The sequence below is a fragment of the Geobacillus sp. TFV-3 genome (assembly GCF_009901865.1).
Taxonomy (GTDB): Bacteria; Bacillota; Bacilli; order Bacillales; family Anoxybacillaceae; genus Geobacillus; species Geobacillus thermoleovorans_A.
In genome coordinates this window covers 2,363,943-2,385,858 of sequence record NZ_MPSP01000001.1, presented here as the reverse complement: position 1 = coordinate 2,385,858, position 21,916 = coordinate 2,363,943, and the positions used below count along the sequence as shown (strand labels likewise).

At 53.1% G+C, this 21,916-nt stretch carries 29 protein-coding genes; 25 read left to right on the top strand and 4 right to left on the bottom strand.

Annotation, left to right across the window (positions count from 1 at the left end):
- Window positions 1-117: 117 nt before the first annotated feature.
- From cyoE to BJQ97_RS11975, 8 genes are all read left to right on the top strand, one after another.
- Window positions 118-1,047 (top strand): heme o synthase, encoded by a 930-nt coding sequence (gene cyoE, locus BJQ97_RS12010; protein WP_160156754.1) that lies wholly within the window; start codon window positions 118-120, stop codon window positions 1,045-1,047.
- A gap of 80 nt (window positions 1,048-1,127) precedes the next feature.
- A complete protein-coding gene (gene coxB, locus BJQ97_RS12005) occupies window positions 1,128-2,201 on the top strand; it encodes a cytochrome c oxidase subunit II (RefSeq protein ID WP_160156753.1) in 1,074 nt (357 codons plus the stop codon).
- A 22-nt stretch (window positions 2,202-2,223) separates the two neighbouring features.
- Window positions 2,224-4,095 carry a cytochrome c oxidase subunit I gene (gene ctaD, locus BJQ97_RS12000; RefSeq protein ID WP_160156752.1) on the top strand — a complete coding sequence of 624 codons (1,872 nt, stop codon included), beginning with the start codon at window positions 2,224-2,226 and terminating at the stop codon, window positions 4,093-4,095.
- A complete protein-coding gene (gene ctaE, locus BJQ97_RS11995; protein ID WP_011230584.1) occupies window positions 4,095-4,715 on the top strand; it encodes a cytochrome c oxidase subunit III in 621 nt (206 codons plus the stop codon). The genes ctaD and ctaE overlap by 1 nt, the downstream gene beginning before the upstream one ends.
- 4 nt (window positions 4,716-4,719) lie before the next feature.
- On the top strand, window positions 4,720-5,052 hold the full coding sequence (gene ctaF / locus BJQ97_RS11990) for a cytochrome c oxidase subunit IVB (protein ID WP_013145877.1): 333 nt from the start codon (window positions 4,720-4,722) through the stop codon (window positions 5,050-5,052).
- A 106-nt stretch (window positions 5,053-5,158) separates the two neighbouring features.
- Window positions 5,159-6,061, top strand: a complete 903-nt coding sequence (ctaG, locus tag BJQ97_RS11985; protein WP_160156751.1) for a cytochrome c oxidase assembly factor CtaG — start codon at window positions 5,159-5,161, stop codon at window positions 6,059-6,061.
- 49 nt (window positions 6,062-6,110) lie between these two features.
- On the top strand, window positions 6,111-6,566 hold the full coding sequence (locus BJQ97_RS11980; protein ID WP_160156750.1) for a DUF420 domain-containing protein: 456 nt from the start codon (window positions 6,111-6,113) through the stop codon (window positions 6,564-6,566).
- 94 nt (window positions 6,567-6,660) lie between these two features.
- A complete protein-coding gene (locus BJQ97_RS11975) occupies window positions 6,661-6,966 on the top strand; it encodes an Asp23/Gls24 family envelope stress response protein (protein WP_160156749.1) in 306 nt (101 codons plus the stop codon).
- Window positions 6,967-7,256: 290 nt separating this feature from the next.
- Here BJQ97_RS11975 and BJQ97_RS11970 read toward each other — a convergent pair whose 3' ends face one another.
- Window positions 7,257-7,616 carry a YugN family protein gene (locus BJQ97_RS11970; RefSeq protein ID WP_013523323.1) on the bottom strand — a complete coding sequence of 120 codons (360 nt, stop codon included), beginning with the start codon at window positions 7,614-7,616 and terminating at the stop codon, window positions 7,257-7,259.
- A gap of 175 nt (window positions 7,617-7,791) precedes the next feature.
- On the opposite strand from BJQ97_RS11970, the gene BJQ97_RS11965 reads away from it, so the two are divergent.
- From BJQ97_RS11965 to BJQ97_RS11935, 7 genes are all read left to right on the top strand, one after another.
- Window positions 7,792-8,217 (top strand): CBS domain-containing protein, encoded by a 426-nt coding sequence (locus BJQ97_RS11965; RefSeq protein WP_160156748.1) that lies wholly within the window; start codon window positions 7,792-7,794, stop codon window positions 8,215-8,217.
- 123 nt (window positions 8,218-8,340) lie between these two features.
- The gene (locus tag BJQ97_RS11960; protein ID WP_160156747.1) at window positions 8,341-9,348 is read left to right on the top strand and encodes a CAP domain-containing protein; all 1,008 of its coding nucleotides are present in this window, start codon (window positions 8,341-8,343) and stop codon (window positions 9,346-9,348) included.
- Window positions 9,349-9,428: 80 nt separating this feature from the next.
- Entirely contained in the window at window positions 9,429-9,812 is a 384-nt protein-coding gene (locus BJQ97_RS11955; RefSeq protein WP_160156746.1) for a YlbD family protein, read from the top strand.
- Between the two features lie 12 nt (window positions 9,813-9,824).
- Window positions 9,825-10,058 (top strand): YlbE-like family protein, encoded by a 234-nt coding sequence (locus BJQ97_RS11950; RefSeq protein WP_013145870.1) that lies wholly within the window; start codon window positions 9,825-9,827, stop codon window positions 10,056-10,058.
- Between the two features lie 40 nt (window positions 10,059-10,098).
- Complete coding sequence (locus BJQ97_RS11945) at window positions 10,099-10,473, top strand: hypothetical protein (protein WP_160156745.1); 375 nt, start codon at window positions 10,099-10,101, stop codon at window positions 10,471-10,473.
- A gap of 134 nt (window positions 10,474-10,607) precedes the next feature.
- Window positions 10,608-11,054, top strand: a complete 447-nt coding sequence (locus BJQ97_RS11940) for a YlbF/YmcA family competence regulator (protein ID WP_160156744.1) — start codon at window positions 10,608-10,610, stop codon at window positions 11,052-11,054.
- A gap of 17 nt (window positions 11,055-11,071) precedes the next feature.
- Window positions 11,072-11,341, top strand: a complete 270-nt coding sequence (locus BJQ97_RS11935) for a YlbG family protein (RefSeq protein WP_160156743.1) — start codon at window positions 11,072-11,074, stop codon at window positions 11,339-11,341.
- A 57-nt stretch (window positions 11,342-11,398) separates the two neighbouring features.
- On the opposite strand, the gene BJQ97_RS11930 is transcribed toward BJQ97_RS11935, so the two are convergent.
- A complete protein-coding gene (locus BJQ97_RS11930; protein WP_160156742.1) occupies window positions 11,399-11,788 on the bottom strand; it encodes a DUF7147 family protein in 390 nt (129 codons plus the stop codon).
- Window positions 11,789-12,181: 393 nt separating this feature from the next.
- Between BJQ97_RS11930 and rsmD the strand changes: the two genes are divergently transcribed.
- Both rsmD and coaD read left to right on the top strand, forming a co-directional pair.
- The gene (gene rsmD / locus BJQ97_RS11925) at window positions 12,182-12,778 is read left to right on the top strand and encodes a 16S rRNA (guanine(966)-N(2))-methyltransferase RsmD (protein ID WP_160156741.1); all 597 of its coding nucleotides are present in this window, start codon (window positions 12,182-12,184) and stop codon (window positions 12,776-12,778) included.
- Window positions 12,744-13,238: a pantetheine-phosphate adenylyltransferase gene (gene coaD / locus BJQ97_RS11920; RefSeq protein WP_160156740.1), complete on the top strand. Its 495-nt coding sequence runs from the start codon at window positions 12,744-12,746 to the stop codon at window positions 13,236-13,238. Before rsmD ends, coaD begins: the two co-directional genes overlap by 35 nt.
- Window positions 13,239-13,377: 139 nt before the next feature.
- Here the strand turns inward: coaD and ylbJ are convergent, their stop codons facing one another.
- Window positions 13,378-14,613 carry a sporulation integral membrane protein YlbJ gene (ylbJ, locus tag BJQ97_RS11915; RefSeq protein WP_160156739.1) on the bottom strand — a complete coding sequence of 412 codons (1,236 nt, stop codon included), beginning with the start codon at window positions 14,611-14,613 and terminating at the stop codon, window positions 13,378-13,380.
- Between the two features lie 126 nt (window positions 14,614-14,739).
- Here ylbJ and BJQ97_RS11910 point away from each other — a divergent pair, with 126 nt between their 5' ends.
- Together BJQ97_RS11910 and BJQ97_RS11905 are read left to right on the top strand one after the other, a co-directional pair.
- Window positions 14,740-15,528, top strand: a complete 789-nt coding sequence (locus BJQ97_RS11910; RefSeq protein ID WP_160156738.1) for a patatin-like phospholipase family protein — start codon at window positions 14,740-14,742, stop codon at window positions 15,526-15,528.
- Window positions 15,525-16,544: a SepM family pheromone-processing serine protease gene (locus tag BJQ97_RS11905; protein ID WP_160156737.1), complete on the top strand. Its 1,020-nt coding sequence runs from the start codon at window positions 15,525-15,527 to the stop codon at window positions 16,542-16,544. Before BJQ97_RS11910 ends, BJQ97_RS11905 begins: the two co-directional genes overlap by 4 nt.
- Here the strand turns inward: BJQ97_RS11905 and BJQ97_RS11900 are convergent.
- The gene (locus tag BJQ97_RS11900; RefSeq protein WP_160156736.1) at window positions 16,517-17,737 is read right to left on the bottom strand and encodes a nucleotidyltransferase; all 1,221 of its coding nucleotides are present in this window, start codon (window positions 17,735-17,737) and stop codon (window positions 16,517-16,519) included. The two genes, BJQ97_RS11905 and BJQ97_RS11900, sit on opposite strands and share 28 nt — an antisense overlap.
- A gap of 309 nt (window positions 17,738-18,046) precedes the next feature.
- Here BJQ97_RS11900 and BJQ97_RS11895 point away from each other — a divergent pair, with 309 nt between their 5' ends.
- The 6 genes from BJQ97_RS11895 to BJQ97_RS11870 all read left to right on the top strand — a co-directional run bounded on the left by BJQ97_RS11895 (window position 18,047) and on the right by BJQ97_RS11870 (window position 21,840).
- On the top strand, window positions 18,047-18,586 hold the full coding sequence (locus tag BJQ97_RS11895) for a YceD family protein (RefSeq protein WP_160156735.1): 540 nt from the start codon (window positions 18,047-18,049) through the stop codon (window positions 18,584-18,586).
- 145 nt (window positions 18,587-18,731) lie between these two features.
- On the top strand, window positions 18,732-18,905 hold the full coding sequence (gene rpmF / locus BJQ97_RS11890) for a 50S ribosomal protein L32 (RefSeq protein WP_011230605.1): 174 nt from the start codon (window positions 18,732-18,734) through the stop codon (window positions 18,903-18,905).
- Window positions 18,906-19,066: 161 nt separating this feature from the next.
- Complete coding sequence (locus tag BJQ97_RS11885; RefSeq protein WP_160156734.1) at window positions 19,067-19,822, top strand: enoyl-CoA hydratase/isomerase family protein; 756 nt, start codon at window positions 19,067-19,069, stop codon at window positions 19,820-19,822.
- Between the two features lie 68 nt (window positions 19,823-19,890).
- On the top strand, window positions 19,891-20,469 hold the full coding sequence (locus BJQ97_RS11880; protein WP_160156733.1) for an RsfA family transcriptional regulator: 579 nt from the start codon (window positions 19,891-19,893) through the stop codon (window positions 20,467-20,469).
- A 98-nt stretch (window positions 20,470-20,567) separates the two neighbouring features.
- Window positions 20,568-21,461: a 2-dehydropantoate 2-reductase gene (locus tag BJQ97_RS11875; RefSeq protein WP_160156732.1), complete on the top strand. Its 894-nt coding sequence runs from the start codon at window positions 20,568-20,570 to the stop codon at window positions 21,459-21,461.
- A complete protein-coding gene (locus tag BJQ97_RS11870; protein ID WP_160156731.1) occupies window positions 21,454-21,840 on the top strand; it encodes a DUF3397 domain-containing protein in 387 nt (128 codons plus the stop codon). The genes BJQ97_RS11875 and BJQ97_RS11870 overlap by 8 nt, the downstream gene beginning before the upstream one ends.
- Window positions 21,841-21,916: the final 76 nt, after the last annotated feature.

Genomic DNA, 21,916 nt, shown 5'->3' with positions numbered 1-21,916 from the left:
TGATTTAATATAAAGAGAAACAGCCCGTTTTTGTTATTGCGCATTGGAAGGAATTTCAGGCATTATGATGGCGCTGTCTGCATGGATGGGGCGGCGCAGCGAGGAGGAACAGGAGACATGGCCGAATTGAAAGCGGTGCAACAGGATGCGGCCGATGCCGGTCATCGCTCGCATGTGAGCGTCAAGGCAGTTTGGAGAGAGTTGTCGTCTGTTGTGAAAATCGGAATCGTCAATTCCAATTTGATTACAACGTTCGCCGGGATGTGGCTGGCGTTTTATTTTGCTGGCGAGCATTTTTTGGAAAACTTGCACATCGTCTTTTTTGCGTTGTTTGGAGCAGCGCTTGTCATCGCGGGTTCATGCGCCATCAACAACTACATTGACCGCGACATTGATCAATATATGGAGCGAACGAAAGCTCGCCCGACTGTCACGGGGACGGTGGATCCGCGGCGGGTGCTTTGGCTTGGGATTGGTCTTGTCGCGATCGGCGAGATGAGCCTGCTTATGACAACGGTTGCGGCTGCGGTCGTTGGATTGATCGGTATGGTGACATACGTCTTTTTATACACGCTTTGGACGAAGCGCCATTACACGATCAACACCGTTGTCGGCAGCATTTCCGGCGCGGTGCCGCCGGTAATCGGCTGGACGGCCGTTGACCCGGATTTCCATATTGTTCCGCTCATCCTGTTTTTAATCATGTTTTTATGGCAGCCGCCGCACTTTTTGGCATTGGCGATGAAGCGATGCGAAGAATACCGTGCTGCCGGCATTCCGATGCTGCCGGTCGTCCACGGTTTTGCCATGACGAAGCGCCAAATCATCGTTTGGGTGGCGTGTTTGTTGCCGTTGCCGTTTTACTTGTTCTCGCTCGGCGTGCCGTTTTTAACGGTTGCCACGTTGCTTAATGTCGGCTGGCTGCTGCTCGGTTTGTGGGGCTTGAAAATGAAAGATGACATCAAATGGGCGAAGTGGATGTTCGTCTATTCGCTCAACTATTTGACGATTTTGTTCGTGGCGATGATCATCGCCACGCTTTGGTGAATTGAGGTAAAATTCTTTCTTTGTGAAAGAATTTATATACATTCATCCATCCATCAAAGAAAGAGGGGTTTGATTAGGCTATGAACAAAGGGCTGCGTAACTGGCGCTTATTTTCCCTGTTCGGGATGATGGCGCTGTTGCTCACCGGCTGCGGCAAGCCGTTTTTATCGACGCTCCAGCCCGCCGGTGAAGTAGCGGACATGCAGTATTCGCTCATGCTGTTGAGCACGTCGATCATGGTGCTCGTCATTGTCGTCGTAGCGATTATCTTCGTTTACGTCGTCATCCGCTTCCGGCGGCGCAAGGGGGAAGAGAATAAAATCCCGAAGCAAGTGGAAGGGAGCCATAAGCTGGAAATTATTTGGACTGTCATTCCGATCATCCTCCTGCTCATTTTGGCGGTGCCGACGGTATTGACAACGTTTAAACTGGCTGATGTGAAGGCGATGAATGACAAAGACCGCGATAAAAAAGGCACGGTCGTTGTCAATGTGCGCGCCAACCAATACTGGTGGGAGTTTGAATATCCGGACTACGGCATTATTACAAGCCAAGATTTAGTTGTGCCGACGAATGAAAAAGTGTATTTCAACTTGATCGCGTCCGATGTCAAACACTCGTTCTGGATTCCGGCGGTCGGCGGCAAAATGGATACGAACACGGACAACAAAAACCAATTTTGGCTCGTGTTTGATCAGAAAGCGACAGACAAAGCCGGCGGCGTCTTTTACGGCAAATGTGCGGAGCTTTGCGGTCCGTCCCATGCACTGATGGACTTTAAAGTTCGGCCGTTGCCGCGCGATGAATTTGACGCTTGGGTGAAAAAGATGCAAAACGCGAAAAAACCGGTTGTCACCGATCCGGTCGCCAAAGAAGGCGAGGCGATTTTCAATAAAAGCTGTATTGGTTGCCATGCGGTGACGCCTGTGGACAAGCGTCCGGTGCAAGCGCGCACGGCGCCGAACTTGGCGAACTTTGGCGATCGCGAACGAATCGCTGGTATTTTGGAGCATAACGAAGAAAATCTGAAAAAATGGCTGAGAGACCCGAATAGCGTGAAGCCTGGAAATAAAATGGCGGGTACATATGGCCACTTGACGGAAGAGCAAATTGACGCATTGACGAAATACTTGATGAGCTTAAAAGTGGAATAAAGCATGAGAAGGAGGTTTCACCGTGAGTACGATCGCGCGCAAAAAGGGTGTCGGCGCCGTTTTATGGGATTACTTGACAACGGTCGACCATAAAAAAATCGCCCATCTGTACTTGATTGCTGGCGGGTTTTTCTTCCTGCTCGGCGGTCTTGAAGCGTTGTTCATCCGCATTCAGCTCGCCAAGCCGAACAACGATTTCCTTGTCGGCGGCTTGTATAACGAAGTGTTGACGATGCATGGAACGACGATGATTTTCTTGGCTGCCATGCCGCTTATTTTCGCCTTTATGAACGCCGTCGTGCCGCTTCAGATCGGCGCGCGCGACGTCGCGTTCCCGTTTTTGAACGCCCTTGGATTCTGGATGTTTTTCTTCGGCGGTTTGTTTTTGAACTGTTCGTGGTTTTTAGGCGGTGCGCCGGATGCCGGATGGACGTCGTACGCGTCGCTGTCGCTTGACTCGAAAGCGCATCACGGCATTGACTTTTACACGCTCGGATTGCAAATTTCCGGCTTCGGAACGATCATGGGTGCCATTAACTTTCTGGTGACGATCATCAATATGCGCGCCCCGGGCATGACGTTTATGCGCATGCCGATGTTCACCTGGGCGACGTTTGTGACCTCGGCGCTTATCTTGTTTGCGTTTCCGCCGTTGACCGTTGGGTTGATTTTCATGATGATGGATCGGCTGTTCGGTGGGAACTTCTTTAATCCGGCTGCCGGCGGCAATACGATCATTTGGGAACACTTGTTCTGGGTGTTCGGCCATCCGGAAGTCTACATTCTTGTTTTGCCGGCGTTCGGCATTTTCTCGGAAATTTTTGCGACGTTCTCGCGCAAGCGGCTGTTCGGCTATTCGTCAATGGTGTTTGCGACCGTGCTCATCGCCTTCTTAGGGTTCATGGTGTGGGCGCACCATATGTTTACGGTCGGAATGGGGCCGATTGCGAACGCCATCTTTGCCGTCGCGACGATGACGATCGCCGTTCCGACAGGAGTCAAAATTTTCAACTGGCTGTTTACGATGTGGGGCGGAAGCATCAAGTTTACGACGCCGATGCACTATGCGGTCGCCTTCATCCCGTCGTTCGTCATGGGGGGGGTGACCGGGGTTATGTTGGCGTCGGCGGCGGCAGACTACCAATACCATGACAGCTATTTCGTCGTCGCGCACTTCCATTACGTCATTGTCGGCGGGGTTGTGTTCGCTTTGCTTGCTGGCACGCATTATTGGTGGCCGAAAATGTTTGGCCGCATGTTGAATGAAACGCTCGGCAAAATGACATTCTGGTTGTTCTTTATCGGCTTCCATTTGACGTTCTTTATTCAGCACTTCCTTGGTTTGACGGGGATGCCGCGCCGCGTATTCACATACTTGCCGAACCAAGGATGGGAGACAGGGAACTTCGTCAGCACGGTTGGTGCGTTCTTTATGGCCATCGCAACGGTCATTTTGCTCATTAACATTGTGATTACGACGGTAAAAGGGGAAAAAGTGCCGGGCGATGCGTGGGGCGACGGCCGCACGCTCGAATGGGCGATCGCTTCGCCGCCGCCGGTGTACAACTTTGCGCAAACACCGCTTGTCCGTGGTTTGGACGCCTTCTGGCTCGAAAAAATGGAAGGCAAAAAAGAATTGACGCCAGCCGAACCGCTTGGCGACATCCATATGCCGAATTCATCGTTTTTGCCGTTTGTCATCGCGTTCGGCCTGTTTGTCGCCGCCTTTGGCTTTACGTATCATAACGACGCCGGATGGGGCTTGCCGGTCGGCATTCTTGGCCTGCTCATTACGCTCGGTTCGATGTTCTTGCGCTCGGTGATCGATGATCACGGCTTCCACATCCATAAAGAAGAAGTGCTTGAACTTGAGAAGAAGGGGGCGAACGCCTGATGCATGCAGAGGAAAAACTGACGGCCGAGACGTTTCCGGCCGCGCCGGAACGCGCCACCCTTGAAGGGAAAAATAAATTTCTCGGCTTCTGGCTGTTTTTAGGCGGAGAGACGGTGCTGTTCGCCTCTCTCTTCGCCACCTATTTGGCGCTCAAAGACAAAACGAATGGCGGCCCTTCTGCTGAAGAGCTGTTCCAAATGCCGGTTGTGTTCATGGCGACGATGCTTCTGTTGACGAGCAGCTTGACGAGCGTGTATGCCATTTATCATATGAAAAACTTTGATTTTAAAAAGATGCAGCTTTGGTTTGGCATTACCGTTTTGCTTGGCGCCGGCTTTTTAGGCCTTGAAATTTACGAGTTTAACGAATATGTGCATGAAGGCCATAAGTTTACGACGAGCGCTTTCGCTTCAGCGTTCTACACGCTCGTTGGCACGCACGGAAGCCACGTCGCGTTTGGATTGCTTTGGATTTTAACGCTCATGATCCGCAACGCCAAACGCGGGTTGAACTTGTACAACGCCCCGAAATTTTACGTTGCGAGCCTGTACTGGCACTTTATCGACGTCGTCTGGGTGTTCATTTTTACCGTTGTATACTTGATGGGAATGGTGGGGTGAACGTATGGCGAATCAAACGAACTCGGGAAATGAACGCGTCGATTTGGCGTATCGCCGGCGGAAAAACGCGGAAGAGATGCGCCATCAAATGATTGCATTCGTCTTGATGATTTTGTTGACGCTCATCGCTTTCGCCGCCGTTGGTTACGAAGAGTTTTCCCATTGGTTTGTCGTTCCGTTTATTTTGCTTTTGGCCGCCGTGCAAGTGGCGTTTCAGCTCTATTATTTCATGCACATGAGCCATAAAGGCCACGAATTTCCGGCGATGTTTATTTACGGTGGCGTGGCGGTCATGCTTCTTCTTGTTTGGGCGTTTACGACAGTCATTTGGTGGTAAGTGAAAGGGGGAATCGGTTTTGCGCCGGTTTCCCCTTTTTTTGCAATAGCCGTGGCGCTGCGGCGTGTAGTATAATGGGAAAGGGACAAATCAGGAGGGGATTCGTATGTTTCAATCGCTGCAAATGTTTGGCCCCGTTGCCCTTTGGAGTCCGTTTTTTTTGCTTGTGTTAGCGGCGGTTGCGTTGCTGTACATGGGGATGACCGGGCGATGGCGGCAGCGTTTCGGCCTCGGTGATGCGGTTTCGGGGACGCAGAAGGCGTATTTTTTGACAGGGATCGTGCTTCTTTATATATGCAAAGGGTCTCCGTTGGATTTGATGGGTCATTTGACGTTCACCGCCCATATGGTGCAAATGGCGGTGCTGTATTTGATCGTGCCGCAATGTTTTATTTTAGGCCTTCCAGTGCCGCTTTATGAGCGCGCGTTCCGCATCACAGCGGTGCGCCGCGTGTTTCGGCTGTTGACAAAGCCGATCGTAGCATTGTTGCTGTTTAACGGTTTGTTTTCGCTTTATCACGTTCCATTCATTTTTGACGCCGTGAAAATGAATATGTGGCTGCACGCGTTCGTTACCTCGGTCATTTTTGTTGCCGCGTTTTGCATGTGGTGGCCGCTTGTCAACAAGCTGCCCGATTGGCAAACGTTGTCCGGCTTAAAAAAAATGGGCTACATTTTCGCTGACGGCATGCTGTTGACCCCGGCTTGCGCGCTCATCATTTTTACCGATACGCCGCTTTATGCGACGTATACGGACCCGAAAGCATGGATGGCCGCGCTGGCGCTATGCGTTCCTCAAGGGACGCTGGCTTCGCTTGATTTGACCGGGCCGCAAATGTTTTTGTCGATGTCGCCGCTCCATGACCAGCAGCTCGGCGGCGTGTTGATGAAAATCATTCAGGAAATCGTGTACGGGACGATGCTGTTCTTCATCTTCGTCGAATGGTATCGGAAGGAGCGGGAGAAAGAGCCAAGCATGGATATGGAGCCGCGGCCGACCAAACTGTAAAGCGCGGTTGGCCGCCAAACGATGAACAAAGAAGAAAGGGAGAGAAGCGATGGCCGTTTTACCGACAATCAGCACGAGCTGCATCGTGATCAGCGCTTTGCTTGTTGCTTATGGGTGGTATTTGATCAGCCGCAGGCGGATCGAAGCGCATAAAAAGGTGATGCTGACGGCAGCAGTGTTTGCTTTGCTGTTTTTCACCATTTACATATCGCGGACGTTGTTTATCGGCAATACGAGTTTTGGCGGGCCGGAGAGCGTCAAAGTGTATTATACGCTGTTTCTTATTTTCCATATTGCGCTAGCGACAGTTGGCGCCGTATTTGGTCTTGTCACGATTTGGACGGGATTGAAAGACCAACGGGCCCGCCATCGTCGGCTCGGGCCGATCACCAGCATCATTTGGTTTGGCAGCGCCTCAACTGGGGTGGTCGTCTACTGGTTGCTTTATGTCCTCTATCCAGGGGGCCAAACGACGTCGCTCATCAAGGCGGTGCTCGGTTTTTAACCGCCCGTCAAGGAGCAAGGGCAGCGACGGTTGCATAGCATAGAATACAACACGCCTGTATAGACGTGATTTTGTGCAGCGGGAGGAGAAGGCGGTGAACACGTTTCGCTCTCGGAAACGGAGCGCCGTAGAGGCGACGCTATTGACCATTGTCATGATGTGTGTGCGCGGCCAGACGGACGTCGCCCTTGACGATTGTGAGGTGTTCATCACCGTTGCTCAAGGCGAGCGGTGCCGCGTCACGGTCAAGATGTCCATTCGATATGGGGCGCCGGTGATGGAAGTTTGCCGCCATCTGCAACAGCATATTGCCGAGGAGATCGCCGCGATGACGCCATATGTCGCCGAGGCGGTCGACATTGTTGTCAAACGGCTTGTCATGCCGGAAAAAAACGCATGAGAACCGCGCTCTCATGCGTTTTTTTTGAAAAGAAAAGATTAAGAAATACGTTTCGGGTCTAGGGAGCTGTCCAGCTCCAAGCGCCATCGGTGTGATGCGCTCCGCCCCACACGGGGGCGACACACTGAGTTCGCTTCTTTAGAAATATCCTACGCAAGCCCAAGCAAAGCTTGGGCTGAGCCTCCTCGGTGGGGCTTGTGTGCTCTTCGCAGAGCCAAGGATGGCGACATTTCGCCGTTGCCCGCATCCTGCGGGCAACGGCGAAATTGGGGCGCTTTGCGCTTTTCTTATTATTCTTTGATTTTTTCAAGCTCGCTTTTGACCTGCGCCAACACGTTTTGGCATTGGCTGACAAGGGAGGACGGAAAATGTTCATCATCGCCGTATTCGACGCCGTGTGGATAGTAATGTTTCCCTAAAATCGGCGTGAGCAGCTTAATGAGTGCATAGCGCGAGTCGACGTCCCCCTCAATGGCGTATCCTTGAACGCGCAAATAGTAGGTGCCTTCTTTCACGACGTATTTCCGGTCGTATGTGACCCGTTCATAATCCCATTGCGCCGCACGGACAAAGCCGAGGCGCTCCATAATGTCATCAAGGCGGGATAGTTCGACCGTCTGATTTTCCAGTCCGGTATTTTCAAACTTCATCTTTCTTCCTCCTAACAACACAGTATGTAAAAGGGCCAAACAGGAAATCATCCCTTCATTTATAATAGTACGAAAACGGTTTTCTTTTCAATGAATTGTTTGCCATTGTTTCCGTTTCGCTCGCATTTTTTTGTGTGATTCGGCGCATAATACGGGTAGAAAGGAGAGACAAAGGATGCAAATGATACGGGACGTCATGTCAACGGATGTGCAATATTGCACCCCCCTTGACAATCTTTACGAAGTGGCGGTAAAAATGCGCGATTTCAACGTCAGGGCGATTCCGATTGTCGATGACGGCCGCCTTGTCGGAATGATTACCGACCGCGATATGGTCGTGCGCGGCATAGCTGAAAAACGTCCCGGTTCGACTGTAGTGACGGAAGTGATGAGCCGCGATCTCATCACGCTTTCCCCGGACGATTCGGTGCAAAAGGCAGCAGATATGATGGCGCGCCATCAAATTCGCCGCCTCCCGGTCATAGAGAATGGGCGTTTGGTCGGCATCATCTCGCTCGGCGATTTGGCGACGAACCGCTATTCTGATGAACGCGCCGGTCGTGCGTTAAGCGAGATTTCCGAACAAGACGCCATCCATTGACAAACGCAACGGACATGGCTTCTTTCGAGGAGGAGCGCTCTTTTTGGGCGTCCTCTTTTTTTTGCCTCTAAAAAACGGCTATAATGGCAATAAGGAGATTGTGCAGAAAGCGGGAGTTGCCGTGTGAAATGGTTTTTCCTTTTTTTGTTTTTCTTGATTGGATTGTATTATTTTGCGCCGAGTCCGCCGCCCCCGAGCCCCTCGGAGCAGCTAGAGACGAATAGATACATGTTGAAAGAGCCGAAGGCGACGGCCGGCATCGTTGCATTGATTGGACAATCGGCGCAAGAGGCGAAAAAACTGCTTGGCGCTCCAGACCGAATCGACCCGTCAGCTTACGGATATGACTGGTGGGTGTACAGCCGTCGACCCGAGTCGTACGTGCAGATTGGCATCTTGAGCAGCCGCGTCGTCACCGCTCTTGTCGGTGGAGAGAAGGTGAACGTTGAACCGTTTGCGGTCGGCCAGCGGTTGCAGACGATTTTTCAAACGATGCCGGTGCTATCGAATATTGAGATTAGGCTAGGCAGCGGGACATACCGGTTTGAGCTGTCTGAACAAGATTACTCATCAAGGCCGGTTGTCAAAGTTGGCAGCGTCTATGCTCAGCTTTATGTTGACCGCCTTACCGGCGAGGTGGCGGCGATCCGCTTGATGGATGCCGAAACGTTCGTCAAGTTGCGGCCGTACGAGCTCGTTTACCGCGGCAGCCTGCCGGCGGCCGCGCCGTTGTCGGAAGAAGAGCAACAGGCTGTTGATGCGGCCAACGCGAAGCAAATTTTTGACTGGACGAATTTGATCCGCCGCCGTCACGGGCTTTCCCCTCTCATGTGGGATGACAAGGCCGCTGCTGCTGCCGCCCAACATAGCCGCGACATGCATGATCACCGGTTTTTCTCTCACGAGTCGCCGCAATATGGGGATTTATCCAAGCGGCTTAGCGCGCTTCACATCCCGTTCCAGCTTGCCGGGGAAAATATCGCCGCTCATCAAGTCGATGGCGTCGAGGCGACCATCGGATGGCTGAACAGCCAAAACCATCGAGAAATTATGTTGAACGAGCAGTTCACCCGCTTGGGCGTCGGCGTCTACGCTGACTATTATACACAAAATTTCTTTACGCCGCTCTAAAAATTGGGCGCACCTCTGTATGCTGGGTGCGATATGATATGGCAGATAGGCATGAATGGGTGAAAGGAATGAGAACCACTATGGCCAAGCCTCTGCATCCTTCCGTTGAACAGTTCAAACAGTTTGTCAAAAAACATCCAAAAATCATTCAAGAGGTGCGCAGCGGCAAAAAGACATGGAAGCAAGTGTATGAGGATTGGTATTTGTTCGGAGAAGACGATGACATATGGGAGCCGTATCGGGAAACAAACAGTGCAGCAAAAGAGGAGGAAAAAGGAACGAACAAATGGCTCGATAAGCTCGCGGCTATGCTTGGACAGATCGATGCAGCTGATGTGCAAAAGCATTTGGCGAACGTTCAGCAGGCGATCGCGGCGATCCAAAACATTCTTTCCGAATTTCAAGGGGCCGGTCAAGAACAAAGAAACAAAGAAGCGCATCCGTTTTCGTTCCGCAAAGATTAAAGGGTGGTGTCGATGAGGAAAGATGTATGGCAATATGTGCAAGGAACACCGATGTTGCGAGCGTTTTTGCGCGAACAGCCGCGCTGGTACCGGCTCCTTGCCCGCCGTCCGCATGAACTGTCGACGTTCCAATTGGCCGCTTTGCGCCACTATGAGCTGACGATTCCTGACAAAGTGGAAAAAATCTCCCAATCGTTGCAAATGGCGTCGCTTATGTGGCAAATGTTTAAAGCCATGCGCGACTAATCGGGCGGCCAATGGCAAAGACTAGTTTCGAAAGGGAGTGATGTCTTTGTCAAAGTGGTTCGCATGGTTTGCGGCTGTCATATTGCTTGCGGCGTATGCCTTCTTTGAGCCGGCGCCGCCGTCTTTTGCTCACGCCGAAGCAGTGGGCGGTCCGCTTCAGGTGAAACATGAAGTGAAAGGAAGCGACGTATTCATTGAATGTGTTGCCGTCCACTTTCCGTTCCGCAAAGGGAGCGGCGGCGGACATATTAATGTCTATGTCAACGGGCAAAAAATGACGGAAGTGTATACGGCCGCCTTTATCGTGCGCGGTTTGCCGAGCGGGAAGCATACCATCCGTCTTGAGCTCGTCTACAATGATGGGAAAGCAACCGGCATGACGCACAAATTTGACGTCGCCATCCGATCAAGATGACGACGATCGTTTAAAAGGCGAACAGAGGCGATTCGGCACAGTCTGGATCGCCTTTTTTGTTTGCTTCTTTCCTATCTCTTTCCTTTTCATTTTCTTTTCGTTCATGGTATGATGGTTAATGGAGGTGCCATTTGGTGAAGATTGCGACTCTCGAGCGCATCGAGATTTTAGATAAAGCAGAAGCGTTGGCCAAAATGATTGTCGAGTCGGACGTGGCGGACGAATATCGCCGCGCGTTTTGGCGGCTGAGGCAAGACCGCCGCGCCCAGCAGCTGATCGCTCGCTTTGTCAAGCTGAAGGAGCGCTACGAAGAAGTGCAACGCTTCGGCAAATACCATCCTGATTACCGCGGCGTGATGAAAGAAGTGCGCGAAGCGAAGCGGGAGCTCGATTTGCATGAGACGGTCGCCGCCTTTAAGGAGGCGGAGAAGGCGATGCAAGAGCTGCTTGATGAGATCAGCGTGCTGATTGGCAAAGCGGTATCGGAACACGTCAAAGTGCCGACCGGAAATCCGTACTTTTTGTCGGCGGGCTGTTCCGGCGGCTGCGGGGCGGGCGGAAGCTGCGGCTGCCGCACATAAAAAAAGGGGAAGGGACTATGTTTCCAAAACGGCAAGGGATTATCGTTTGGCTTCATTCGCTGAAATATGGGAAACAGCTGCGCAAGTTCGGCAACATTCATTACATTTCCAAACGGCTGAAGTATGCCGTTTTGTATTGCGACATGGAGCAAGCCGATCATGTGATGAAAAAGCTCGCCTCGCTTCCATTCGTCAAGCGGGTCGAGCCGTCGTACCGCCCGTTTTTAAAGCTGGAGTTTGAATCGAAAGGGGAGAAGGAAAAAGACTCCCCGTATCCGCTCGGATGAAAACAAACAGCGAGCCTGTCGGCCGAAAACGGCTTGGCAAGCTCGCTGTTTCGTTGTTTACTGAAGCGGCGGAATGAAGCGGTTCATCCGCATAATGCCGATCAAATGCTGGTAATATAAGTCGAGTTCAGCGAACATCGTTGATGGCTTGACATCAAGGTGAATGACGTCCATGCCCAGCTCCTTTGCGGTTTCCATAAACAGTTCGTACCGTTTGTTTGGCTTGACGGACGGGTCGGGAATGCCTTCGCGGCAAATGTAAAGCGGCTGGAAATCACCGGGGGCCGTCGGATGAAGGACAACGGCCAAGGAGACGACCGCCTGGCCTTTTTTCACCGTATGGAAGACAAAGAATCCAGACAAACGATGGCGGTTGGCTTTCGCCAATGCAATCAGTTCATATATATCGGAATATCCTTCGCCAAGTTCGATAAATCGTTGGATCATGAATCGTTCCCCCTTGCAAGAATCGTCCACCCTTAACTTTACCGGCCATCCTCGCGAATTGCAATCAAAAAAAACCTTGCGGAAATGAACCCGCAAGGCCCTTTCCAGTTCCTTGCCTCCGCGCAGGGCGGAACAAGGATCGGAAAGAATAGAAAAGGGAGAGGAGAAACCGGAGGAAGAACTTATGGGGAAACGTAAGTCTTCTCCGTCACTGGCAACAACGCGTCAAGCGTGTTGCCATTACTCATTATGGACCGTTTGCCGATTTCTATACATGAATGGCGAAAAAATTCCGTAGTTTGACGATCATCAACTTTATGGTAAGATTACCATGAAAACAACGAATCAAATGGATGACAAGGCCACCTTGAAACGGTGAATTGGGTGAAGGCGATGAGAGTCGTTTCCGGGATATGCAAAGGACGGCGTCTGCAAGCGGTTCCAGGGATGTCGACGCGTCCGACGACCGATAAAGTCAAAGAAGCGATATTTAATATGATCGGGCCATATTTCTCAGGCGGCAACGGTCTTGATTTGTTTGCTGGGAGCGGCGGCTTGGGCATCGAGGCGCTCAGTCGAGGAATCGAGCGCGTCATTTTCGTCGATCATGACAGGAAAGCGGTGCAGACGGTCCGAAAAAACGTGGCGGCCTGCGGGTTTGAGAAGCGGGCGGAAATTTACTGCAACGACGCCGAGCGAGCGCTGAAGGCGGCAGCGAAGCGCGGCCTCCGCTTTGCGGTTATTTTCCTTGATCCGCCGTACAAAGAGAACCAGTGGCCGACGTTGCTGTCGTCGATCGCCGAGCGTCAGTTGCTGGAGCCGCACGGCGTCGTCGTCGCTGAACACTCGGCGGAGGCGGAGCTGCCGGAGGAGGTCGGCGGCCTGACACGATGGAAGCGGGAAACATACGGTATCACCGGTGTGACGATTTATAGATGGGAAGGGGATGGAAGCGATGGCGAGCATTGCGGTTTGCCCCGGGAGCTTTGACCCTGTGACGTATGGGCATTTGGATATTATTAAACGAGGGGCGAAAGTGTTTGATCAAGTGTATGTGGCGGTATTGAACAACTCGTCGAAAAAGCCGCTGTTTACTGTCGAGGAGCGGATGGAGCTGCTTCGTGAGGTGACGCGGACGCTTCCGAACGTCCATGTCGAAGCGTTTCACGGCCTGCTTGTTGATTACGCGCGCAGCAAAAAAGCGAATGCCATTTTGCGCGGCTTGCGCGCTGTATCCGATTTCGAATACGAGATGCAAATTACGTCGATGAACCGCGTTCTTGATGAAAACATTGAAACGTTTTTTATGATGACGAACAGCCAGTATGCGTTTTTAAGCTCGAGCATCGTCAAAGAAGTGGCCAAATACAACGGCGATATTTCCGAACTCGTGCCCCCGGTCGTTGAGCAGGCGCTGAAGCGGAAATTTGCGTCTACGGCCGCTGATTGACGCTTCCTTATGGAAGCCGCTTAAGCGAACGTTGCAGTCGGCGCCGGCCCAGCTTTGCCGTCAAGGGCGGTTCAAGGCCGAGGCGACGCGAACCGCCCCGATGGCTGGGTGCTGCCAAGAAGCTGGGCGCTCAAGAATCTTATGAGCGCCCGCGCGATTCACTTTCCGCCTTGATAACGAGCCATATATAAAGGCAAAGGAACAATAGTGTCAGGAGCGGCCCGTATTGCTGTAGCCACTGCCAGCCTTCATTCCAAGCGCTGTCTAGAGCGGCGTGAAGAAACGCTGGGATGTGGGTCGGCGTCCCGCCGGCTGTTTTGATGTACAACGGTTTCCAAAGCAAGTATGTAAAGGAAGCGGCAAACACTCCGTGCAGCAAGCGCGCGATGAAAAATGGCTGAAAGCGGATGTTCGCTTCGGCGAGAATGCTGGCGACTTGCGCTTGGACGGAAAAACCGCCGAAAGCGAGGACGAAGCTTGTTGCCACTGCTTTTTCCATCAGCATCGCCTCATCGGTCTGACTGATCATTTGGCTGCCGAGTGTAATTTCAAACAAGCCGGAAAACACTGGGATGTCAAGCTGCTCCGGCAGCTGGGCAAGGCGGAGCAGATGGCGCAGCAATGGGGCGAGCTGTTCGGTCAAATGCATCATATACAGAAGTTTATTCATAACCGAAAAGAGAATAATAAAACCGCCGATCATTAACAGTGTTTGGACAGAAGAGCGCACGGCGTCGCCAAGAAGTTTGCCAAGCGGCTGTTCGTTTTTTAGTCGCGTGCGGTGCAGTGTGTGCAGCGCATACGGGAGCGAAAATGAGCGTGGCTGCCGCTTCGATTGCCTCTGTTCTTTTCGGATGCCGTGAAAGCGCATGATCAGCCCAACGCTAATGTTTCCTAAATAGTGGGAAACGGCCAGCACAAGGCCGAGTTGCGGGTTGTTGAAAAATCCCGCTGATACAGCCCCAAAAATAAAAAGTGGGTTGGATGAATTGGTGAACGACGAGAGCCGTTCGGCTTCAATCGTTGTCAGCTGTTTTTCCTGGTACAGGCGGGCGGTCAGCTTGGCTCCAGACGGGTAGCCGGACGCCATTCCCATGGCCCAGGCGAATCCGCCGACGCCCGGGACGCGAAATAACGGGCGCATAAGCGGCTCGAGCAAGACGCCAAGGAAACTGACGACGCCGAAGCTGATGAGCAGCTCGGAGACGATGAAAAACGGCAACAGCGATGGAAAGACGACCTCCCACCACATATTTAAACCGCGAATGGACGCTTCAAGCGACTGTTTTGGATAGCAAATCAGCGAAAACGCAAACAAGGTGGCGGCGGAAGCGAGCAATACGGTTTTCCATTTCGCTCCCCAATTTTGTTTCACTTTTTTCCCCCCTTTTTTGCCGTGCGGCTTCTTGTAGTACAACCTTAACCTAATATACGAGCATAGGGGGGCGTTTTAGACCATAAGATGAAAGCGGATAGCGCTGCGACAAAGGGGGGAGGAGGCGTGCCGCCAAAAGTCGGATTGGCGCTCGGCTCGGGAGGAGCGCGCGGGTTCGCCCATCTTGGGGTATTGAAAGTGCTTGAGGAGGAGCATATTCCGATTTCCTATTTGGCCGGCAGCAGCATCGGCGCGCTCGTCGCCGTCCTTTACGCAAGCGGCCATGGCCTCCATCGTCTCTATCGATTGGCTCAATCGTTTCGACGCAACGATTTTCTTGATTGGACGGTGCCGAAAATGGGCCTGATCGCTGGCGAGCGCATCACGCAGTTTATTCGCTTGTTGACGAAAGGAAAACGAATCGAGGAGATGTCCCCGCCTGTGGCTGTTGTCGCCGCTGATTTGCAGACAGGGGAGAAAGTTGTGTTTCGGCAAGGGGAAGCAGCCCAGGCGGTGCGGGCGAGCATATCGATTCCTGGCATTTTTGTGCCGGCAGAGGTGAATGGCAGACTGCTTGTCGACGGCGGCGTCGTCGACCGGGTGCCAGTGTCGGTCGTCCGAGCGATGGGAGCGGATATTGTCATAGCCGTCGATGTCTCTCCGCTCAACACAAAGGCGGAAATTGCGTCGATCGCCGATGTCATTTGGCAGAGCCTCGATATTTTGCAAGCGGAACTGGTAGCCCATCGTCAGCTCGCCTCAGATGTGATGATCCGGCCGCGAGTCGAACAGTATAGCTCGCGGGCGTTCACGGATATTCAGGAAATCATCGCTCGCGGGGAAGAGGAAGCGCGGAAGCAAGTGGGAGCGATCCGTCAAGCGATCGAACAGTGGAAGGAGCCATCACACGAATGAAGAAACGGACGTATATTGCCCTGTTTTTCTTTGGCGCCGCCCTCACCTTTCTGTTCATTTTTATGAAGCTGCCGTATTATGTGACGATGCCGGGAAGCGCTCAAAGTTTAAAGCCGCTCGTCCACGTGGAAAACGGCGACCGCGATAAGGGAACGTTTATGCTTACGACGGTGCGGATGGGGCGGGCGAATATGATGGCGTATTTGTTGGCCCATATCCGCCCGTTTTATGAGCTTCACCCGGTCGAGGAAATCAAGCAGGAAGGGGAGAGCGACAAGGAATATACGATGCGCCAGCTTGAGCTCATGGAGCAGTCGAAGGAAGCGGCGATTATCGTCGCGTATCGCCATGCCGGAAAACCGGTGTCGTATGAACCTCATGGCGTTTATGTCATGAGCGTCCTCCCTGATATGCCGGCCGCCGGCCGCCTAGAGACCGGCGATCGCATCGTCGCGATCGACGGAAAGCCGCTCGGCACATCGGAGCAGATGGTCAACTACATTCGCGGAAAACAAGCGGGTGATCGCGTCCGGATCGCATTCATTCGCGACCGGAAGCAGCAGGAAACAGAGCTCGAGCTGAAGCCGTTTCGACAACACCCGAACCAAGTCGGCCTTGGGGTGACGCTCATGACTGATTATGACGTCCGCACCGACCCGCCGGTTGACGTGGAGTCGGAAAAAATCGGCGGGCCGTCGGCTGGGCTCATGTTTTCACTTGAAATTTACAACCAACTTGTCGATGAAGATATTACAAAAGGTCATAAAATCGCCGGCACTGGAACGATTGATCTTGATGGAAACGTCGGGCCGATCGGAGGTGTTTCGCAAAAAGTCGTGGCCGCTGACCGCGAAGGAGCCGAGGTGTTTTTCGCCCCGAACGAACATGGTGTGCCGACGTCGAACTATCGCGAGGCAGTGCGGACGGCGAAAAAAATCGGGACGCATATGAAAATCGTCCCAGTCGATACGTTCGACGAGGCAGTTCGTTATTTGCGCTCGATGCCGGAAATGTAAATCGGCGCTGTGGCGTATTCTTCTTTCAGCGCGGCGCTGTAGAGCGGCTCCGGAAAAGCGGCGGCGTACACAGCTGCCGCTCTTTTTTCTTGCTCATAAAGAGGGTCGCCGTTGAGTTTGGATGCTCTGGCGACGAGCGGGAGCGCAGCGCTTTTTTTCACCTGCTTTAAGTAGCGGCGGCCGGTTTCACTCATGCCGAGCAGCCGGATATAGGTTGGGTTGGCCGCTTTGGCTTGCTCCTCCTTTGTGAAATTCGTCAACACATGCGCGCATAGGCGTTGCAGCCTTGTCCAGGTGTATCGCTTCGTTTTGACAGCGGCGATAAAGGCGGCAAACGTTTCGGCGTGGGCGATGTGTTGCTTCAGCCGGTGTTCGATCCCTTCCTCCATGCCGGCGATGCGGCGCAAGTCGGCCTCTGTGGCGGACAACAGCCGATATTTTAGGAGTGGAAAATACACTTCCCAATCGTGAAAGCGCCCGTATGTCTCCCGGTATTGGCGGAGTTGTTCGAGCGCAGCGGGCGGAACGTACGCCGCAATCGACTCGAGCTGTCCGGTTTGTCGCAATGTTTTCCGCAGACTGGTGGCGCTCGCAATCGACGGGTGGGAAAATGATTCGTCATGATAGCCGGCGGCCAGCCGCGGAATCGTGCGCGGCATAATCGCCAGCTTGTTTTGCCAAATGGCTTTCACATACGCAAAACCAAGCACGTTGTTTGGCTGCGACAAATCAAGCGGAGCGGCGCGGAGCTTTTGCCACGCTTCAGCGGCGGCTTTCGGAAAGCTTTGTCCGCGCGCCAGCCCGGTGCGGATGAGGGAATCGAGCGTTTCCTTCTGTTTGAGCCATGTTTCCGCCGCGGATAAAAAAGAGGACATTTCCCCCGATTCGCTGCCAAAGCAAAGCTCTTGGCAGCCGATCGCCGCAAGGAGTTGCACTGCCCCATGTGCGAACTGTTCAGCCGCTTGCACAGCGAAGGCGTACGGCAGCTCGATGACCACATCTACACCGGCAGCGAGCGCCATTTTCGCCCGCGTCCATTTGGAGACGATGGCCGGCTCACCGCGTTGCAAGAAGTTTCCGCTCATGACGGCGATCAAACAATCTGCATCTGTCTTTTTCCTCGTTTCGTTCAAATGGTGGAAATGACCGTTGTGAAACGGGTTGTATTCCACGATCACGCCAACGGCTTTCACCTTTTTTCGCTCCTTTCATGGCGATTGGCGCGGCTTGGCCGCAACGAAATGGCTGTCTATTCTATCTGAACTTAGTATGGAATAGAAAGCGGCGAAGATCAACGGCAACATGCAGTGAGGACAGCAAAAGAAACGAAGCGGTTGATCGTTTTCTGATGTCCGCGCGCTGACCGTGCATGTTCGGAATGACAGTTGGAAATGATGGGAGCATGCCGTTCTTTTCCTAAGGAATGAGTGGTTGTAAAGAAAAAACATTGACAAAACTAGAAACGAAACGTATAATTTTATTCGTTGCCTTGAGGTGATGATATGAAATGGACGGTCCAACAGCTTCGCCGTTTTCAACATAAAGAAATGGCGATTGATGAGACGGTCGATGTATCCGATTTAAAACAAATTGACACGTTGATCCGCGATATTTCGCTGGTGCACGTCCGAGGAAAAGCGGATGTCGGGTCGACAAAATTCACGTTTCATTTGACGTTGTCCGGAACGATGGTGTTGCCTTGTTCGCGAACGCTTGTCGATGTGACGTATCCGTTTTCCATTCAGACGACGGAGACGTTTTTTGCAGATGGCAGCGGCATCGTGAAGCCCGATGAGGACACTCATATGGTGGCGGGGGACACGATTGATTTGAATCCCATCATCCGCGAGTTGATTTTGCTTGAAATCCCGTTGCAGCTGATCGCCGAAGGGCCGGTTGCCGGCGGAGCGCCGCAACATGGGGAAGGATGGGACGTTCTGTCGGAAGAAGAATGGGAGAAAGCAATGCAAGAGCGGGAAAAGAAAGTAGATCCTCGTCTTGCAGGGCTGGCTAAGTTTTTCGAGGAAAAACGAGAGGAATGATCGTGAGTCGGCGTTGCCGGCCGATGGCGCGGAATATTGCGCACCGTCCGGCAGCCGTCTTGTGTGCCGGCGGACGGCGGCCCTGAGGTTGACTGATCCGCCGGCATGGATATGGCAAAATGCACCCGACAAGGAGGTGGGAATGATGGCAGTACCTTTTAGAAGAACATCGAAAACGAGAAAACGGCTGCGCCGCACGCACTTTAAACTGCAAGTGCCAGGCATGGTGCAATGCCCGAACTGCGGCGAATGGAAATTGGCGCACCGCGTCTGCAAAGCATGCGGAACATACAAAGGAAGAGATGTCGTCAACAAATAATGGCCGACATCGAACGACAGGCTGTCCGAAAACAGGACAGCCTTTTTGATTGTCTGTAAAAAATCAACGCTGTTCGTCCAGGCGGCAGTTTTTTTCGTCGTGAGGCAGGAAATTGAAGAGGACGCGCCCAATTCATTGATGAAGAAAGGAGAGACGTGCTGATGGAAGCAATGTTGGAGCATCATGACGGCATTGCGCTGTTTACGATTTGCCGTCCAGAGAAACGGAATGCGATCAATTTTGCCGTGATGGGGGCGCTTGAGGAGGCGATGGAACAAGCGGCGGCTGATCCACAGGTGAAAGTGTTCGCCATTACCGGCGCCGGCAGCGAAGCGTTTTGTTCTGGCGGCGATTTGAGCGAGTTTGGGCATTTGCGCGGCACGGAGGCAAGACAGATGCTCATGCGCATGGGAGAGCTGTTGTACAGGCTGCTGACGTTTCCGAAGCCGACGGCCGCCCTTGTCAACGGGACAGCGATGGGGGGTGGCTGCGAGCTGGCGACCGCTTGCGATTTTCGCTTTGTCAAAGAAGGAAGCCGGATCGGATTTGTGCAAGGTCGACTTGGCATTACGACCGGCTGGGGAGGAGCGTCGATGCTGTTTGCCAAACTTCCGTACGGGCGGGCGCTTGATTTATTGTTGCGTGCCGAGCCAATGACGGCGGAGGCGATGGAAGCGTGCGGTTGGGTTGACGCCATCCTACCAGCCGAACATTGGGGCGAACAATGGCGCAAACGGCTGGCGCCTTATGCAGAGCGGTCGCTTTCCGTCTTGCAGGCATATAAGGCCGCAGCCGGCGAAACGTGGCGAACAGCTTGGTTTCGCGAGCAGTTTTTCGCCGAGATCGCCCGTTGCGCCGAGCTGTGGGGGTCGGCCGAACATGAACAAGCATTGCGTCCTTTTTTGCGTAAGAAGTAATTTTTCCTTCTACCGTTTCTACTAGCCGCATACATATAATGACAAAGCGGCGATAAGGGGGGAAGGGGATGACGGGGGGACGTCAAGACGCATGGACGAAAGAAGAGGATGAGTTGTTGGCGAATGTCGTGCTTCAGTATATTCGCGAAGGGAACACTCAGCTGGAGGCGTTTGCTGAAGTCGGGCGGCGCTTGTCGCGGACGGCGGCAGCGTGCGGATTTCGCTGGAATTCGTGCGTTCGCAAGCAGTATAAGGAGGAGATCGAGCAAGCTAAGCAAGAACGGAAGATGCGAAAAAAAGAAACCGCATCCATAAAGGAAAGCGAGGGGCAGGTGAAGATGGAAACGGCAGTAAAAAGCCGTTTGTCATGGGCGGAAGTGCTGGCCTTTTTGCAAGCTGAGGAGCAAAAGGCGCGCGACGCCCGACGGACGGCCGATGAAAACCGGGCGCTCAAAAACGATATGGAGCAGCTGCAGCAAATGGTGACGAAGCTGCAAATGGAAAAAGAAGCGCTGCAAAAACAACTAGCTGCTATCCAGGAGGAGTATAAAACGCTGCTTTCCATTATGGAGCGGGCGCGCAAAATGGCGACAGACAGCGGAAAACCGGTGCCGAATGCAGCGGCTGAAGGCGCCGGCGAAGGGTAAAGGGCTGGCTTTTCGCCGGCTTTTTTTCTTAACGGAAGAAGAGGATCTCTGCTAAAATAAGGCTAACGCGACGTTGCAAGAAAGCGGGGGAGAAGGGTTTGAACATCGGGATTGTTGGCGGCGGAGCAGTTGGATTGCTGCTCGCCGCTTATCTTGGGCGGCGCCATGGGGTGACGGTCTATACGAGGCGTCCGTCCCAAGCAAGGCAGCTGGCCGAGCATGGTGTGGCGCTGAAAAAAGATGGCGAGACATCGGTCGTGGTGGTGCGCGCGCAGCCGTTTGCTGGGGCGGAGCTGGACGAGCCGCTCGTGTTTGTGACCGTCAAACAGTACGATCTCGCTTCCGTCTGTGCGCAAATCGACGCGTTTCGCCGCGTTCGCACGCTCGTGTTTTTGCAAAACGGCATGGGGCATCTCGAGCAGTTGGCTATGTTTGCTGACAAAAATGTCCTCGTCGGCGTCGTGGAGCATGGCGCAATGAAGCTAGATGACCGGACCGTGGCGCATACGGGCGCCGGAAAGCTGACACTTGCTTCCCGCTACGGTTCACTTGGCGACGCCCGGGAGCTTCGAGAAGGGGAGCGCGGCTTTCCGATCGAATGGGCGGATGATTGGGAGCGCATTCTTGTGGACAAGCTTGTCGTCAACGCAGTCATCAATCCGCTCACCGCTCTATTGCAAGTGAAAAATGGGGCGCTGCTCGAAACAGCTCCGTACCGTGATATGATGAGGCAGCTGTTTGATGAGGTGCAGAACGTGCTGCCGCTTGAAGACGCCAATCGGGCATGGGAGCGCGTCGTTCGCATATGCCGAAAAACAGCGGACAACTATTCGTCGATGTATATGGACTTGGCGAACGGGCGCCGGACGGAGATTGACGCCATTTTGGGCTATGTGTTGAAACAAGGGGAAGCGCGCGGCGTTGCGCTGCCGGTCGTCCGCTTTGTTTTTTGCGCGGTGAAAGGGAAAGAAGGGGGAGAGATGGATGGGTGATTGGCTCGCTTCGACGCTGGCCACGTTTGTGACTGCGCCGCTTCTGCTGTTTTTACTCGTCTACTTCGGGGCACGCTTGGTCGGCAGGCGGAGGCGGGCGGCGTTTTACGCCGCGGTCAACACTGCGACTGCTTTTTTCATCGCCGCTGTCTATTTTTTGCTGACAGTGCTGTTTGGGAAATCGTACTTCGTTCCTCTTCTTCTCTTTTTGTTTGGTCTGCACGCGGCGATCGCGCTTGGCTATTGGCGGAAAAAGGCGGACTTTCATTTGCGGATGGTGTTCCGCGTCTTTTGGCGGGCGAGTTTTCTCATTTTTGCCTCCCTTTACGCCGGGCTGCTTGTATACGGAATGGCTATGCGCGTTGCTGTGAGCCTTTAGTGTGGCCGAGCAAGCCTTTTTTCTCTTGGCAATAAACGTGCTATACTCATGAAAGAATACATAAGAAAGGGAGTTT

Coding starts and splice junctions, on each gene's coding strand:
- coxB (WP_160156753.1), top strand. CDS start 1,128: ATGAACAAAGGGCTGCGTAACTGGCGCTTATTTTCCCTGTTCGGGATG.
- BJQ97_RS11965 (WP_160156748.1), top strand. CDS start 7,792: ATGCAAATGATACGGGACGTCATGTCAACGGATGTGCAATATTGCACC.
- coaD (WP_160156740.1), top strand. CDS start 12,744: ATGGCGAGCATTGCGGTTTGCCCCGGGAGCTTTGACCCTGTGACGTAT.
- BJQ97_RS11935 (WP_160156743.1), top strand. CDS start 11,072: ATGTTTCCAAAACGGCAAGGGATTATCGTTTGGCTTCATTCGCTGAAA.
- BJQ97_RS11885 (WP_160156734.1), top strand. CDS start 19,067: ATGGAAGCAATGTTGGAGCATCATGACGGCATTGCGCTGTTTACGATT.
- BJQ97_RS11880 (WP_160156733.1), top strand. CDS start 19,891: ATGACGGGGGGACGTCAAGACGCATGGACGAAAGAAGAGGATGAGTTG.
- BJQ97_RS11895 (WP_160156735.1), top strand. CDS start 18,047: ATGAAATGGACGGTCCAACAGCTTCGCCGTTTTCAACATAAAGAAATG.
- ctaF (WP_013145877.1), top strand. CDS start 4,720: ATGGCGAATCAAACGAACTCGGGAAATGAACGCGTCGATTTGGCGTAT.
- BJQ97_RS11930 (WP_160156742.1), bottom strand. CDS start 11,788: ATGATCCAACGATTTATCGAACTTGGCGAAGGATATTCCGATATATAT.
- BJQ97_RS11980 (WP_160156750.1), top strand. CDS start 6,111: ATGGCCGTTTTACCGACAATCAGCACGAGCTGCATCGTGATCAGCGCT.
- BJQ97_RS11970 (WP_013523323.1), bottom strand. CDS start 7,616: ATGAAGTTTGAAAATACCGGACTGGAAAATCAGACGGTCGAACTATCC.
- rpmF (WP_011230605.1), top strand. CDS start 18,732: ATGGCAGTACCTTTTAGAAGAACATCGAAAACGAGAAAACGGCTGCGC.
- BJQ97_RS11945 (WP_160156745.1), top strand. CDS start 10,099: ATGTCTTTGTCAAAGTGGTTCGCATGGTTTGCGGCTGTCATATTGCTT.
- BJQ97_RS11950 (WP_013145870.1), top strand. CDS start 9,825: ATGAGGAAAGATGTATGGCAATATGTGCAAGGAACACCGATGTTGCGA.
- cyoE (WP_160156754.1), top strand. CDS start 118: ATGGCCGAATTGAAAGCGGTGCAACAGGATGCGGCCGATGCCGGTCAT.
- ctaE (WP_011230584.1), top strand. CDS start 4,095: ATGCATGCAGAGGAAAAACTGACGGCCGAGACGTTTCCGGCCGCGCCG.
- ctaG (WP_160156751.1), top strand. CDS start 5,159: ATGTTTCAATCGCTGCAAATGTTTGGCCCCGTTGCCCTTTGGAGTCCG.
- BJQ97_RS11870 (WP_160156731.1), top strand. CDS start 21,454: ATGGGTGATTGGCTCGCTTCGACGCTGGCCACGTTTGTGACTGCGCCG.
- BJQ97_RS11905 (WP_160156737.1), top strand. CDS start 15,525: ATGAAGAAACGGACGTATATTGCCCTGTTTTTCTTTGGCGCCGCCCTC.
- rsmD (WP_160156741.1), top strand. CDS start 12,182: ATGAGAGTCGTTTCCGGGATATGCAAAGGACGGCGTCTGCAAGCGGTT.
- BJQ97_RS11955 (WP_160156746.1), top strand. CDS start 9,429: ATGGCCAAGCCTCTGCATCCTTCCGTTGAACAGTTCAAACAGTTTGTC.